This window comes from Aequorivita sp. Q41 (assembly GCF_039831855.1).
GTDB lineage: Bacteria > Bacteroidota > Bacteroidia > Flavobacteriales > Flavobacteriaceae > Aequorivita.
Window position 1 is genome coordinate 14,257 of sequence record NZ_JBDPMS010000002.1, and the last position, 14,045, is coordinate 28,301.

Consider the following 14,045-nt stretch of genomic DNA (forward strand, 5'->3'; position numbering starts at 1 on the left):
AGATACCCCACTTATTTGATTACTTTGTACAGTCTAAAATCTCAAGTTTCAAACAACAAAACAATATTAAGTGAAGGATACATTTACCCATCAAGGAATGCGAAAAAAGTTAGTAGAAATTCTTAAAAAGAAAGGAATTACTGATAAAAATGTATTGCAAGCTATTGGCAATATACCGAGGCATCTTTTTATGGATTCTGGTTTTGTGAACCATGCGTATGTTGATAAAGCTTTTCCGATTGCAGCAGATCAAACCATTTCTCAGCCTTATACTGTTGCAAAACAAACGGAACTTTTAGGTGTTAAAAAGGGTGATAAAATTTTAGAAATAGGAACGGGGAGTGGCTATCAAGCAGCCGTACTTTTGGAAATTGGGGCAACACTTTTTACAATTGAAAGACAGAATGAACTGTTTAAAAAGACAAAACTTTTCCTTCCAAAACTTGGGTATAAACCAAAAAGAATGGTTTTTGGAGACGGCTATATTGGGCTCGAAGAGGAAGCTCCTTTCGATGGAATTATCGTTACTGCTGGCGCACCTTTTGTTCCAAACCCGTTGTTAGCACAGTTAAAAATTGGGGGTAAATTAGTGATTCCTGTAGGTGAAAATGTTCAGATTATGACAGTATTTTTACGTAAATCTGAGGTGGAATTTGAGAAAGAAACCTATGGCGAATTCCGTTTTGTGCCCTTGCTAGAGGACAAGAACTAATGGTTTAGGTAATACACTTCATTGTTTTGGTTATCAGTATCTTGTTTGTTTGGACTTGGAATAAATCCATGTTGTTTTAGAAGCTTTTTTGATGGAATGTTCCGAAAATCTGTGTATGCTTCAATGGTTTCAAACCCCTTTTGGCTAAACCCAAAATTCAACACAGCTTTTAGAGCTTCACTCATTATTCCTATGCCTTGAAATTCTGGATCTAGGTCGTACCCCACTTCTGCAGTTTTTTTGTCTTCTGAAAAATTCCAAAGACAAATGGACCCGATTAAAACTTCAGAATCCCTCATCAATATTCCCCAACTAATAGCCTTGTCTGTTTTTAAATTATCGTTCAATAATTCAATATGTGCAACAGCCATTTCTCGCGTTTGCGGTTCTCTCTTTATGTATTTATTAATTTCTTTATCCGAACGAAAATAATAGATTCGGTCAACATCCAATTGATTGATTTTTCGTAAAAATAAACGTTCGGTATTTAGTACTGGGAAGGGTATGGCCATGGTTATATTATTTCTTTCCATTTATTGGATTCTGCAAATTCCTTAATTATAGCGTTTCTTTTAATAAGAAGATTCTTCATATAAGTTTTTAAAAAAAGTTTGTCTGCTAAAGTTCCAAAAAAACCATACGGAGATTTGTAGTTAAAAACATCAGTCATTAAAGTCTCGTTCGTATTATATTCAAAATGATGTTCATGCTTAAAACTTTTAAATATTCCTTTTAGCATTTCATCGGAAAAATATTTTGGATATTCATATTCCGTGATTTTTGAAGTTAATTCTTGATATACGCCAAAGTGTTTTGCTCTCCAAGTAACCCATTCGTTTAGCTCTATAAGCCCTTCCGCTTTCCCTGCAATAGCACTTTCATTAGTGTGTTTTGTTGATATTTTGTGCAAGTCTATACTTCTTGATAAATCAAATACAATATTTATATCTGCCTTAACAATCGTTTTTAGTTCTATTCTTGGCATCTCTTTATTCTTTAATTTAAAACCCAAACATATCTAAAAATTTCAGACCAAATATAAAAGCACCCATGCTTCCGCCATTGTAATAAGACCTTACATAATCTACTCTAAGCAGTCTAAACTTTCCAAAACCGAGGTTGTCGATTCCTATTGAAATTTCTGAATACGGTTTTCTTTCTTCAGTGCTTAAAAAATGTGCGCCAGCAACCAAATTTAGGTTTAATTGATTGATTCCTGGTATTTTACCTAAAACCCAACCTCGAAAATCATGCTCAATATGTCCTTCAAAATAACTTTTGTTGGTACTAAACTCATAATAAGGCATCAAATTAAACACATTGGTGTAATTAGCCGAGGTGCCAACTCTAGTTTGGTTGCCGTTAAAATGTTTGTAGTCAACAAACGAAATACCTTCACCGTTTGCAAAGCTTCCACCTTTTAAGTTGTAGTAAAACTGCCCTTTATTGCCAAATGATACAGTTTGGTTTAAACTCGCTTCCACTTGTGTGTAATCGTACTGAGACTCACTAATTGCAGTGCCATTCTCCATATAAATGTTAAGCTCGGGGTATTTAGTGTTCCCAATATTAAATTTCATATCGGGGTTTGAAAAATATTTTTGGCCAAAATTAATCCGTGCCCATATTTTACTTTTTACAATATCGTGTTCTTTGATTGCAGCATTGCTAAAATCATTTGGTGCAAGCGGATTGTTGCTAGTATAGCTCACATCGTCAAAAGGAATGGTTACGTAGTCTGTATTATTAAAAAGCGGTTGGCGGTTTTCATACGCTACAGAAGCATATAGGTGCAGCCCATTAAAAACTTCTTGGCTGTAGTTTATTTTTCCAAAATTAAGCTCGTAAAGCTTCATATAATTTCGTTCAAAGAAAAGTGTGGCGAATGTATTTATAAACGGAGCGATAGGCGCTGTTTCGTTAAACTGCGCTACTTTGCTACCGCCAGCGAGCGAAATACGTAACTTATCTTTCCAGTTAAAGTTTCGAAGGATGTTTGCGGTAAACCGAAGGCGGTCTTCTGCAATGCCATAATTTGCTTCAACGGCTGCTAAAAACACGTTTGTGTGGTTGTCATCATACCATTTTCTATACGATAGTCCCGCTTTGCTATTCCAGCCTTGCACGGTATTAAAGTTTGTATTCTTCAACGGGCCTTCATAGTCTACAGACCATTTTTTGAATGAATTAGTATAGGAATACCCCGTAACAATGCTTAGCAAACTTAGTTTGTTAGCCTTTGTATCTATTGAATCTAGATACGTTTTTGAGCTTCTAAGAAGTTGAAGACTGTCTTTTTTAATGTAATCTTTAAGCTCCTCATCACTCAAGGGTACGGGGCGGTTTCCATTCCAAAAAAGGCTGTCTTTTTTATTGGCTTCAGGTGTAAAGGAAAGCACTTCATTGGTAAAAGATTTTTTAGTGAATGCTGGCTTAAAGTCATAATTACTATACACCGCTATAAAATTACCGTCTCCTTTCATCCCAAAAAGCCCAAAACCAAAGTCTATATTTTGTGAAATCTTCACCCAAAAGTCATTGGTTGCATCGTATTTATAATTCTGCTTCACCTGCAAATTATTCACAAAAGGAACTTGTATTGCGGCGCCAGTGGTGTTAAGCTCGATGCCGTACAGTTGCCAATCGTCTTCCACAATATAAATGTAGCCGTGCCAAACCCTGTCGTTTGAGCGCTTGGGGATTACTTTTATTTTATTAATAAGTTTAGACCCTTCATAAAAAATTCCGTCCAATTTAAAATTATAATAGCTAAGCCCATTGCTAGCGATTGGGGAAACCAGCTCGGCATTCATTTCAATTGTATTCTCGTAAAAAGAGAGGTTTGCGTTTTGGGCGCTATTAAAACTAAAGCCGTTATCGTTACCGCTTACTTTGCTGGCAATTATTTTTTCGGTGAATTTATCAGGTTTCTGGTATGCAATTTCTGAAATAGTTTCAGAGAGGTAAATAATTCCGGTTCGTGTAGAATCTAGCATTCCTTCAAAATCGCCCACTTCCTGCCCCATAATTTTCTCAGGCACATCCTTTACTTTCCACAGTCCGCGGGAATAGAAATCTGCCGTGAATTCACTTAATTTTTCAAGATTTTCCTTTCGTTGCGCAATCGTTTCACGAATAATGCGGTATGCAGGATCTTCAGAAGTAGTGACCACTACTTCGTCAAGGCTTGTGGTTTCTTCTTCAAGGGAAACATTTAAAATAAAAGGAAATGTAGTTGGTGTAACTGTTTTGGTGAGCGTTTTATAACCTAAAAACTGAAAAATAACCTTGTATTCTCCCTTTTCAGAAGCATTCAAAGAGTAATTACCATCGTCGTTGGTGGTGGTTCCTGTATAGCTATTTTGAAGATAGATGTTTACGTATGGGAGCGGTTGGTTGTTGGTATCGGTAACTTTTCCAACTATTTGGGCAGAAACCATTGCTGAAATAAAAGCAAAGAGGAGAAAGAGTTTTAGGTGCATCAAGTGTGTTGAAAAGTGTTAATTCTTGCATGCAAAATACTAATAAAATGATTTTAAACTTGTTAAAGCAGCGAAGATATTTAGGGGGTGTTTGGTTTGCTTCCGTAGCGTTAGGCTGTGCAGTTATAAAGCATTAATTATTAAAAGCCTTCTTGATTCTACTAAGTTGTTTTTTAGAATCACGTTCTTTAATAACTTCACGTTTATCGTATTCTTTTTTACCACGTGCAAGGGCAATATCGACTTTTGCCAAGCCTTTATCATTGGTAAAAAGCACCAAAGGGACAATGGTAAGGCCTGAGTTTTTTACTTGTTTTTCAAGCTTTCTAAGCTCGCTTCGGTTTAAAAGGAGTTTGCGTTCACTTTTTGGGGCATGGCTGTAATAGGTAGCATGACTGTATTCTTGAACGGTCATGTTAATTACAAAAAGCTCGTTATTACTAAATTCGCAAAAGCTCTCGGCTATGGATGCTTTCCCTTCGCGAATTGCTTTTATTTCTGTGCCGCGCAATACAATACCCGCGGTATAAGTATCGAGAATCTCGTACTCAAACTTTGCTTTTCTGTTTTTTATTTTTACGTTTTTCTGAATTGCCATAGCTGCAAAAATAGAATGAATATTATATTATTCTACCGTTATCGTTTCTACTTTTTTAGAATTTCCATCAATTGTTACTTTAAAGAGCGTAGCATTATCAGTATCGTCCATATTTTCAAACTTTTCTTCCCCAATAAGTTTGTTTACCAATTGTGGAATGGTATTGCTATGGCCTACAATTAATGTGGTCTTGTGATTGGTTTTATTTAAAAATGCTTCTGAATAAAGGGTATTGGGAATATAGACGATTGGAGAAAGCTGTTTTTGCTGCGCCACAAACGAAATTGTCTGTTTTGTGCGAATGTATTTGGTGATGTATATATTGTCAATTTTAAATGGCTCAAAATATTCCGCCCAACGTTTTGCACGAAGCATTCCTTTAATCGCTAAACTTGGGTCTGGATCTGTTGGATTGGTGCGAACTTTTTCTGCGTGGCGGATTAAATAATAGGTAGCCGAAATAGGATTCGTGCTAGTTTCGTTCACAGCTGCTTCGCTACTAGCTGCTGTTTTGTTTTCTTTTTGTCCGCAGAAAGTAACTAAAGATACTATAAGGGCTAGTAAAAGAATTTTTTTCATTGTATAAAATATTTTAAAACGAATTGAATACGCGTGTGAAATGTATAAATTAGATAGATTTTGGCATTTTTTAATACCTATTAGCAAAGTTATAACTAAATGTGCAACTTCTTTAATATTTCATTATTATATATGCCTTTAGCTCTGTTGTATCTTTATAAAACGAAAAAGAAAATTAATTTAAATCAAAAAGCTATGAATGAAGATCAGTTTAAAGGAAAATGGAACCAAATTAAAGGTGAAGTTAAACAGAAATATGCAGAATTAACCAATGACGATTTAAAATACGCCGAAGGGAAATCTGACGAACTACTTGGTCGCCTACAAGAAAAAACAGGTAAGACCAAAGAACAATTGAAGGATGAAATAGATAAGTGGTAGTTTTAAACTAAACTTTAGGTACCGCTTTATTTGAAGCCAGCCTCTTTATAGGTTCATAACAATGAAACTTTAAAGAGGCTTTTTTATTGAATTTTTTTAGCGTTAAGTGTCTTTTTATTAGATAAATACATACATTTATCATTCATTAACTATTAAACTTTAACAACCATGAAAAAAATTACACTAATTCTAATGTTTTTTGGGTTTTTAGCAAACGCTCAAATAAACAATTATAACGTTGGCGACGTTGTAGACGATTTTACTGTTACTGATACTGATGGGGTAGAACATAATATGTATACTATCACAGCATCTGGAAAACATGTTTGGCTTGACTTCTTTTTTGTAGATTGTGGACCTTGCCAAGCAACGGCTTCCATGTTTAATGAATTTTATGACAAGTACGGCTGTAATGATGGAGAGGTGTATGCGCTCTCAATTAATAGCGGAAGAGATGATGATGAATATGTTAAATGGTATGAACAACAATATGGAGGTAACTTCAATCATGCACCAGCAGCTAGTAATGAAGGCGGTGGTGGTCCAGTTACATCTAATTTTGGTGTAGGTGCTTTTCCAACTTATTGTTTAATTGGCCCCGACAATAAAGTTATTCTAAAAGATATTTACCCTATTTATAGTGTACAAACTTTTGAAGATTCCTTTCCAGCTGGTTTTAACCCACCTGTGATGCAATGTACTTTAGGTGTTTCAGATTCTCAAACTTTCGATTTCAATATTTATCCAAGCATTTCAAAAGGAGCTATAAACATAAACCTACCAAGTGATGCAACTTCAACTATTGCAATATTTAATGCACTTGGGCAGCAGGTTTTTAAAAACACCTACTCAGAAAAAAATATTAATCTAAACCTTCAGCTTTCAGCTGGAGTTTATATGGTAAAGGTTTCTGCAGATAATGCTTCAGCAACAAAACGAATTATTATAGAATAGTACTATAAAAGCTATAAAACATAAAAACCCCAAGCAATTTGCTTGGGGTTTTTATGTTTCAATGATTAACGATCAACTAAATCTTCTTGATTTCTAAAAACCAATTCATCATTAAAACTGTCTAGCAGTATGATGCTGTCAGTTGTTATTTTTCCAGAAAGTATTTCTTTGGAAAGTTCATTAAGCACTTCTCTTTGAATTACTCTCTTAACAGGTCTTGCACCGTATTGAGGATCGAAACCTTTTTCTGAAAGATACTTTATTGCTTCCGTTGTGGCGTCTAGTACAATGTTTTGCTTCAATAGCATTTTTGAAACACCTTTTAGTTGCAGTCCCACAATTTTGTGAATATCCTGTTTTGAAAGGGGCGTAAACATAATAATATCGTCTATTCGATTCAGGAATTCGGGTCGCACGGTTTGCTTTAACAGCGCCAACACTTCTACTTTTGCGCCTTCCATTGCAGTTTCAGGGTCTTTTACTGCTTCAAAACGCTCCTGTATAATCTGACTTCCCATATTGCTGGTCATGATTATAATGGTGTTTTTAAAGTCGGCCATTCTACCTTTATTATCTGTTAATCGGCCTTCATCTAAAACTTGCAACAATATATTGAAGGTATCTGGATGTGCTTTTTCAATTTCATCTAGTAAAACCACACTATACGGTTTACGACGCACGGCTTCGGTTAATTGCCCGCCTTCATCATAGCCTACATACCCAGGAGGGGCGCCCACCAAGCGGCTCACACTATGGCGTTCTTGGTATTCGCTCATATCGATACGCGTCATTGCGTTTTCATCGTCAAATAAATATTCAGCCAAAGCTTTTGCGAGTTCGGTTTTACCAACGCCTGTGGTTCCAAGGAAAAGGAAACTTCCTATGGGTTTCTTTTCATCTTGTAAACCCGCTCGGCTACGGCGAATAGCATCACTTACCGCCACAATAGCTTCCTCTTGCCCAACCACACGTTTGTGAAGGTGGTTTTCTAAGGTTAATAATTTTTCACGATCACTCTGAAGCATTTTTGTTACAGGAATACCGGTCCATTTTGCTACAACTTCAGCAATATCTTCGCGTGTAACCTCCTCTTTAATCATAGTGTTGGCTTGGTCGTTTTCGGCAAGCTGTGTTTCTAGTTCGGTTAAGGCAGCTTGCGCATCCTTAATTTTTCCGTACCGTAGCTCGGCTACTTTGCCGAAATCTCCTTCACGTTCAGCGCGTTCAGCTTCCAGTTTGTATTCTTCAATCTGGGTTTTTAGATTTTGAACATTGTCAACAACCTCTTTTTCACTTTGCCATTTCGCATTTAGCTCGTTGCGTTCTTCTTTTAAATTTGCTAAATCTGCGTGAAGTGATTTTAGTTTTACCTCGTCTTTTTCACGCTTAATGGCTTCAATTTCTATCTCAAGTTGCATGATTTTTCTATCCAAAACATCTAATTCTTCAGGTTTTGAATTGATTTCCATTCTAAGCTTACTCGCAGCTTCATCCATAAGGTCTATTGCCTTATCTGGAAGAAAACGATTGGTAATATACCTTTCGGAAAGTTCTACAGCGGCGATTATAGCTTCGTCTTTTATGCGCACTTTGTGGTGCGTTTCATATTTTTCTTTAATGCCACGAAGGATGGAAATAGCGCTTTCGGTATCGGGTTCGTCTACAATTACTTTTTGAAAACGACGCTCCAATGCTTTATCTTTTTCAAAATACTTTTGATATTCATCTAAAGTAGTTGCTCCGATAGCTCGTAACTCGCCACGGGCAAGCGCAGGTTTCAATATATTTGCTGCATCCATTGCGCCTTGACCCCCGCCAGCACCAACAAGCGTGTGTATTTCGTCTATAAAAAGAACGATATCACCTTCGCTAGAAGTAACTTCTTTAATAACGGCTTTAAGGCGTTCTTCAAACTCACCTTTATATTTAGCACCAGCAATTAGCGCCCCCATATCTAAGGAATAAATTTCTTTACTTTTTAGATTTTCAGGAACATCACCATCTACAATTCGGTGTGCTAGACCTTCTGCAATTGCAGTTTTTCCTGTTCCAGGCTCCCCAACTAACATCGGATTGTTTTTTGTTCTTCGCGAAAGGATTTGAAGGATTCTTCTAATCTCTTCATCGCGCCCAATAACCGGATCAAGCTTACCATCTCGCGCAAGTTGGTTGAGGTTTTTTGCGAATTTATTTAACGAATTGTATGTTTCTTCAGCACTTTGTGATGTAACATTTTCGCCACCGCGAAGTTCTTGGATTGCTGCTTTCATGCCTTTTTCGGTCACTCCTTGATCTCTAAGGCTTTGTGCTATGCCGCTTTTAGAATTTAAAATAGCTAAAAGCAAATGTTCGATAGAAACATATTCATCGTCCATTTTTTTGGCAATAGTACTCGCTTCTATTACCGTTTTATTAGCTTCACGCGAAAGCATAATATCGCCGCCCGAAACTTTTGGAAAACTTTCAAGTTGCTTGTCGAGAATTTGTTTTAGGGTGGTAAGGTTTACATTAAGTTTTTTTAAGATGAAAGGCGTAACATTTTCATCTACTTCAAAGATAGCTTTAAGAATGTGTTCATTCTCTAGCTGTTGGTTGCCATAGCCTTGCGCAATTTGTTGCGCTTGCTGGATGGCTTCCTGGCTTTTTATTGTGAAATTATTAAAGTTCATATATTAAAATGTGTTTTGTGTTATAGGTTGTATAGTTTGTTTTCAAATACAAGGCCATAACGAAATTAAGTCAAAATGGCTGCTAAATAGATGGTTTTAACAGACATTATGACTGCTTTTAGGAAGCATTTTATAATTTTATTTAGAAGTTAGCTTCTTATATCTTGTAACTTTGTGAAAAAATAATAACTATGGGATTTTTAGATATATTTAAAACACCGAGAGACCTTGCCAAAGAAGAAATAATTGAAGTGCCCTGGCATGTGCTAAGCAAAATGGAACAATTGGATGAAATTAGAGAAGAATCTAAAACCAATCCGGTGGCTATCTTTAAGCATTCCACCCGCTGTGGAATAAGCAGAGGCGTATTAAAATTATTTGAAAAAAGTTATTCACTTACAGACAATCAGCTTAAGCTTTATTACCTAGATCTTCTTGAAAATCGTAATATTTCAAACGAAATAGCTGCGCGTTTTAAAGTTCAACATGAAAGCCCACAGATGATTGTTATAAAAAATGGGGTAGTAGTACACCATGATTCGCATCATTCTATTGAGGCTTCGCATTTGGAGAAATTTATATAAATTTTAAAACGCATTGTCTTTTAAAATTTCTTTAAAATGCTCCTTTATATCTAGGCCAGCATCATAAACCATCTGCTCATTATTTGGGAAAGGCACAAAATGATTGTTTAAAAAGTTAAGGTCTTCACCTGTTAATGCACGTTTGTCTCCTCTATAAGTGGCAAAAATATTTTCAAAAATAAATTCTGAAGAAAGCGGGAAACTATTTAGTTGTTGTCTTTTATTTAAATCTTTATATACAACCGTTCCGCCCACAAAAACACTTTTTTGTTGCGTGGTTATATTGATTGTTGCCGTAACATTAATAAATTTTTCAACTTTAATAGGGTTTCCTAGGCTATCACGTACAATATTACCCGCGCGATCGCGTCTGTAATCATAACCATCGTTTATGCGCTGATTTCTATTGTATTGCTTGTCAGAAACTCTTTCCGGTGAAATTTGTATGGTTTGAAAGTTTAAATCGACCCCCAGGTCATAATTGATTCCCTTTTCATGCTTGCTGTGATATTCTGTCCAAAATTTATCAAGCCCATAGGTATTAAAGTTAAGTAAATCTTGCTCTAAACGGAATGGAATAATCTGCCCAGTGTGGTTATTGATTGTTACAAATACGAAATCGGTGCCACGAAAATGTGCGTCGTCCTTTAATTGATAAACGTCTTTATAATTTGGTTGCACTTCATCCAATTCACATAACACATTAAACGCACTGCGATAATCTTGTTTGGTATTACGCTGTATATAGCCGAGTGCTTCCTGATAAAGAGACTTTAAGTACGCATCTTTTGCGACGTATAGGTCATTACTATAATCAGAAAAAACAAAATTTGCTTTTCTGCCCATTTCAGTGCTGTAAAGTGGAAGTAAGGGACGAATTAAATTTTGGCGGGCCTGAAGATCTAGGTAGGTATAGTATATTTCTTTGGCACCATGAAGGTTGTTTCCTTTTTTTAAAAATGCAAGATGGCGCATATCTTCATCTTTTGCTTTCAAAAAAGCCTCTTCTAATAGGCGAATATGCGAATCATATTCTTTAGCGTTTTTATCTTTTTGAAGTTTTTTGGTAGCAAGTTCAATTGCTTCATCATAATTTCCTTGTGAAACAAATTTTTGAGTACGTTTTACGCTATTGCAAGAGATGCTTATAAGTGCTGAAAATAGTAGGATGTAAATTACCTTCATAATTTAATTGATTTGGTTATAAAGGCTAAAATACAATAGTAGTGCCAATTTCTACTTAAATATATTTTTTTGAAGTAAAATGTGAAGAAAATAAGCTGCGAATTCACCAATATTTACTTACAGTAATTGTGAATTCGCAGCTTTATAATTATTGTTTTATTGCTGGCAATAACTTGGTTTTACATTCCCCGAAACCAATACGAACAGTTTCGTTTTTACAAAACCCTTTAATCGTCACGGTATCATTGTCGTTTATAAATTTACGCTCAGAACCGTCTGAAAGTTTAATCGGGTTTGCACCGCGCCAAGTAAGCTCTAGCATCGAACCGTAGCTATCTGGTGTAGGGCCAGAAATTGTACCACTCCCCATCATATCGCCGCTGTTTACATTGCAGCCATTCACAGTATGATGCGCTAATTGTTGCGCCATATTCCAGTACATATATTTAAAGTTTGAAGAAGAAACCTTGTTTTCAGTGCCGTTTTCAGGTGAAATATATACCTCAAGGTTGATGTCATAACTTTTCTTTCCTTTGTACTGAAGGTAAGGGAGCTGCTCCATTTCGGGCTTCGGGCCTTCCACTTTAAAAGGCTGTAAGGCATCTAATGTTACAATCCACGGTGAAATTGATGAAGCAAAGTTTTTTGCTAAAAAGGGGCCTAGGGGTACGTATTCCCATTTTTGAATGTCTCTAGCGCTCCAATCATTGAAAAGCACCAATCCAAAAATATATTCTTCAGCTTCGTTTACAGGAATTGGTTCTCCTAAAGCGTTTGCGTCTGTGGTTATAAAAGCCATTTCAAGCTCAAAATCTACTAGTTTTGAAGGGCCAAAAACAGGTTCGGTAGCCCCATCAGGCATGGTTTGTCCCCAAGGCCTCCGTGCGTTAATACCACTTGGAATTATAGAGGAACTTCTTCCGTGATACCCAACAGGGATATGAAGCCAATTTGGCATTAAGGCATTATCCTTGCCACGAAACATGGTTCCTACATTTGTAGCGTGTTCTTTACTGGAATAGAAATCTGTATAATCGCCAACCTGAACAGGAAGTTGCATTTCTACTTCATCAAGAGTAAAAAGAATGTGTTTTCTATGTTCTTCATTATCGCGAAGTTGTGGGTTTTCTTTATCGAAAATATCGGCAATTCGATTTCTTACAAGGCGCCATGTTTTTCTTCCATCGCTGATAAAATCGTTTAAAGTATCTTGTAGGAAAATATCATCGGTAAGTTCAATTCCTTTAAAATAACCTAATTGGTGAAGGGCTCCCAAATCGATGGCATAATCGCCAATTCGGGTTCCGATGGTAATAATATCATCGCGTGTTAAAAATACACCAAAGGGAATATTCTGAATAGGAAAATCTGTTTCTGGCACGGTGTCGAGCCAGGTTTTTCGTTTGGGATCATTTGCGGTTATGGGCATGGTAAATTTCTTTTGTTTGTAAATAAAACTATGAATATTTTTTTTAAAAAATTTAAAATCAAACAATTAATTATTTTTCAATGCTTATTTACAGCGTGTGTTTTGTTAGTAAAATTCTGCATCAAATATATATATTTCATGGTAGTTAACGAATGGAATTACTATTTTTGGATTTAATTAACTTTTATTGAAATTATGCAACGCGACGAACAAATTTTTGAACTAATAGAAGACGAAAAACAACGCCAATTAAATGGTCTGGAGCTAATTGCTTCAGAGAATTTTGTAAGTAATCAAGTACTTGAAGCTGCAGGTTCTGTTTTAACAAATAAATATGCCGAAGGCTACCCTGGAAAACGTTATTATGGCGGTTGTGAGGTGGTTGATGAAGTGGAGCAAATAGCTATTGACCGTGCAAAAGCTTTGTTCGGTGCGGAATATGCAAATGTGCAACCACATAGTGGTTCGCAAGCGAATACCGCTGTTTTTGCAGCTTGTTTAAAGCCAGGAGATAAATTTTTAGGCTTTGACCTTTCCCATGGTGGGCATTTAACACACGGCTCGCCAGTAAATTTCTCAGGAAGGCTTTACGAACCTGTTTTTTACGGGGTTGATGAAAAAACAGGACGTATTGATTACGATAAAGTAGAAGCAATTGCAATTAAAGAAAAACCAAAAATGATTATCGCTGGTGCTTCAGCATATTCAAGAGAGTTAGACTATAAGCGATTCCGTGAAATTGCGGATAAGATTGGCGCAATTCTTTTCGCAGATATTGCACATCCAGCAGGTTTAATTGCTAAAGGAATTATTGCAGATCCGCTTCCACATTGCCATATTGTTACAACAACGACACACAAAACCCTTCGGGGTCCACGAGGTGGAATGATTTTGATGGGGAAAGATTTTGAAAACCCTTTTGGTCAAAAACTAAAAAATGGGAATCTTAAAAAAATGAGTAGCTTGCTAGATAGCGCTATTTTTCCTGGAAACCAAGGTGGTCCATTAGAGCATATTATTGCAGCAAAAGCAGTCGCCTTTGGGGAGGCACTGACAGATAACTTTCTTCATTATATGGTGCAAGTGAAAAAAAATGCAGCTGTAATGGCGGAGAAATTTGTTGAAAAAGGATACCATATTATCTCTGGCGGAACCGATAACCATATGATGCTTATCGATATGCGTAACAAAAATATTTCAGGAAAAGAAGCAGAAGAAGCACTTGGAAAAGCAGATATTACCGTAAATAAAAACATGGTTCCTTTTGATGATAAATCACCTTTTGTAACTAGTGGAATCCGTGTAGGGACTGCTGCCGTTACAACTCGTGGCTTGGTAGAAAAAGACATGGAGAAAATAGTAGATTTGATTGATGAAGTTATAATGAACCACGGTGATGATGCTAAACTAGAAAGTATCGCAGAAAAAGTAAACGAAATGATGTCTGGGTTACCACTCTTCAAAAGCTAAAA

At 36.3% G+C, this 14,045-nt stretch carries 13 protein-coding genes; 5 read left to right on the forward strand and 8 right to left on the reverse strand.

The features are described from left to right. Positions 1–70 precede the first annotated feature (70 nt). Positions 71–712, forward strand: a complete 642-nt coding sequence (locus ABJ955_RS09590) for a protein-L-isoaspartate(D-aspartate) O-methyltransferase (RefSeq protein ID WP_347374401.1) — start codon at positions 71–73, stop codon at positions 710–712. Here ABJ955_RS09590 and ABJ955_RS09595 read toward each other — a convergent pair. From ABJ955_RS09595 to ABJ955_RS09615, 5 genes are all read right to left on the reverse strand, one after another. Next, on the reverse strand, positions 709–1,245 hold the full coding sequence (locus ABJ955_RS09595) for a GNAT family N-acetyltransferase (RefSeq protein ID WP_347374402.1): 537 nt from the start codon (positions 1,243–1,245) through the stop codon (positions 709–711). The genes ABJ955_RS09590 and ABJ955_RS09595 overlap by 4 nt on opposite strands. Then, on the reverse strand, positions 1,227–1,697 hold the full coding sequence (locus ABJ955_RS09600; RefSeq protein WP_347374403.1) for an SRPBCC family protein: 471 nt from the start codon (positions 1,695–1,697) through the stop codon (positions 1,227–1,229). The genes ABJ955_RS09595 and ABJ955_RS09600 overlap by 19 nt, the downstream gene beginning before the upstream one ends. A 16-nt stretch (positions 1,698–1,713) precedes the next feature. Then, positions 1,714–4,194: a DUF5686 and carboxypeptidase regulatory-like domain-containing protein gene (locus tag ABJ955_RS09605; protein WP_347374404.1), complete on the reverse strand. Its 2,481-nt coding sequence runs from the start codon at positions 4,192–4,194 to the stop codon at positions 1,714–1,716. A 133-nt stretch (positions 4,195–4,327) separates the two neighbouring features. Beyond that, positions 4,328–4,792 (reverse strand): SsrA-binding protein SmpB, encoded by a 465-nt coding sequence (gene smpB, locus ABJ955_RS09610; RefSeq protein WP_347374405.1) that lies wholly within the window; start codon positions 4,790–4,792, stop codon positions 4,328–4,330. A 27-nt stretch (positions 4,793–4,819) separates the two neighbouring features. Beyond that, positions 4,820–5,371: a phosphoglycerate mutase family protein gene (locus ABJ955_RS09615; RefSeq protein ID WP_347374406.1), complete on the reverse strand. Its 552-nt coding sequence runs from the start codon at positions 5,369–5,371 to the stop codon at positions 4,820–4,822. Positions 5,372–5,566: 195 nt separating this feature from the next. Here ABJ955_RS09615 and ABJ955_RS09620 point away from each other — a divergent pair, with 195 nt between their 5' ends. Together ABJ955_RS09620 and ABJ955_RS09625 are read left to right on the forward strand one after the other, a co-directional pair. Beyond that, complete coding sequence (locus ABJ955_RS09620) at positions 5,567–5,752, forward strand: CsbD family protein (protein WP_347374407.1); 186 nt, start codon at positions 5,567–5,569, stop codon at positions 5,750–5,752. A gap of 168 nt (positions 5,753–5,920) precedes the next feature. Further along, the gene (locus ABJ955_RS09625) at positions 5,921–6,706 is read left to right on the forward strand and encodes a T9SS type A sorting domain-containing protein (protein ID WP_347374408.1); all 786 of its coding nucleotides are present in this window, start codon (positions 5,921–5,923) and stop codon (positions 6,704–6,706) included. Positions 6,707–6,771: 65 nt separating this feature from the next. On the opposite strand, the gene clpB is transcribed toward ABJ955_RS09625, so the two are convergent. Next, positions 6,772–9,375 (reverse strand): ATP-dependent chaperone ClpB, encoded by a 2,604-nt coding sequence (gene clpB, locus ABJ955_RS09630; RefSeq protein WP_347374409.1) that lies wholly within the window; start codon positions 9,373–9,375, stop codon positions 6,772–6,774. A 191-nt stretch (positions 9,376–9,566) separates the two neighbouring features. Between clpB and ytxJ the strand changes: the two genes are divergently transcribed. Further along, positions 9,567–9,959: a bacillithiol system redox-active protein YtxJ gene (gene ytxJ, locus ABJ955_RS09635; protein WP_347374410.1), complete on the forward strand. Its 393-nt coding sequence runs from the start codon at positions 9,567–9,569 to the stop codon at positions 9,957–9,959. A 3-nt stretch (positions 9,960–9,962) separates the two neighbouring features. Here the strand turns inward: ytxJ and ABJ955_RS09640 are convergent, their stop codons facing one another. Further along, positions 9,963–11,144, reverse strand: a complete 1,182-nt coding sequence (locus ABJ955_RS09640) for a hypothetical protein (protein ID WP_347374411.1) — start codon at positions 11,142–11,144, stop codon at positions 9,963–9,965. 148 nt (positions 11,145–11,292) lie between these two features. Beyond that, positions 11,293–12,573 (reverse strand): fumarylacetoacetase, encoded by a 1,281-nt coding sequence (gene fahA / locus ABJ955_RS09645; protein WP_347374412.1) that lies wholly within the window; start codon positions 12,571–12,573, stop codon positions 11,293–11,295. A gap of 195 nt (positions 12,574–12,768) precedes the next feature. Between fahA and glyA the strand changes: the two genes are divergently transcribed. Beyond that, complete coding sequence (gene glyA / locus ABJ955_RS09650) at positions 12,769–14,043, forward strand: serine hydroxymethyltransferase (protein ID WP_347374413.1); 1,275 nt, start codon at positions 12,769–12,771, stop codon at positions 14,041–14,043. Positions 14,044–14,045 lie beyond the last annotated feature (2 nt).

What these genes read in the sequence shown, in the direction of transcription:
- ABJ955_RS09595 (WP_347374402.1), bottom strand. Translation starts at nt 1,245, where the DNA reads ATGGAAAGAAATAATATAACCATGGCCATACCCTTCCCAGTACTAAAT.
- ABJ955_RS09600 (WP_347374403.1), bottom strand. Translation starts at nt 1,697, where the DNA reads ATGCCAAGAATAGAACTAAAAACGATTGTTAAGGCAGATATAAATATT.
- ABJ955_RS09605 (WP_347374404.1), bottom strand. Translation starts at nt 4,194, where the DNA reads ATGCACCTAAAACTCTTTCTCCTCTTTGCTTTTATTTCAGCAATGGTT.
- smpB (WP_347374405.1), bottom strand. Translation starts at nt 4,792, where the DNA reads ATGGCAATTCAGAAAAACGTAAAAATAAAAAACAGAAAAGCAAAGTTT.
- ABJ955_RS09615 (WP_347374406.1), bottom strand. Translation starts at nt 5,371, where the DNA reads ATGAAAAAAATTCTTTTACTAGCCCTTATAGTATCTTTAGTTACTTTC.
- ABJ955_RS09620 (WP_347374407.1), top strand. Translation starts at nt 5,567, where the DNA reads ATGAATGAAGATCAGTTTAAAGGAAAATGGAACCAAATTAAAGGTGAA.
- ABJ955_RS09625 (WP_347374408.1), top strand. Translation starts at nt 5,921, where the DNA reads ATGAAAAAAATTACACTAATTCTAATGTTTTTTGGGTTTTTAGCAAAC.
- clpB (WP_347374409.1), bottom strand. Translation starts at nt 9,375, where the DNA reads ATGAACTTTAATAATTTCACAATAAAAAGCCAGGAAGCCATCCAGCAA.
- ytxJ (WP_347374410.1), top strand. Translation starts at nt 9,567, where the DNA reads ATGGGATTTTTAGATATATTTAAAACACCGAGAGACCTTGCCAAAGAA.
- ABJ955_RS09640 (WP_347374411.1), bottom strand. Translation starts at nt 11,144, where the DNA reads ATGAAGGTAATTTACATCCTACTATTTTCAGCACTTATAAGCATCTCT.
- fahA (WP_347374412.1), bottom strand. Translation starts at nt 12,573, where the DNA reads ATGCCCATAACCGCAAATGATCCCAAACGAAAAACCTGGCTCGACACC.
- glyA (WP_347374413.1), top strand. Translation starts at nt 12,769, where the DNA reads ATGCAACGCGACGAACAAATTTTTGAACTAATAGAAGACGAAAAACAA.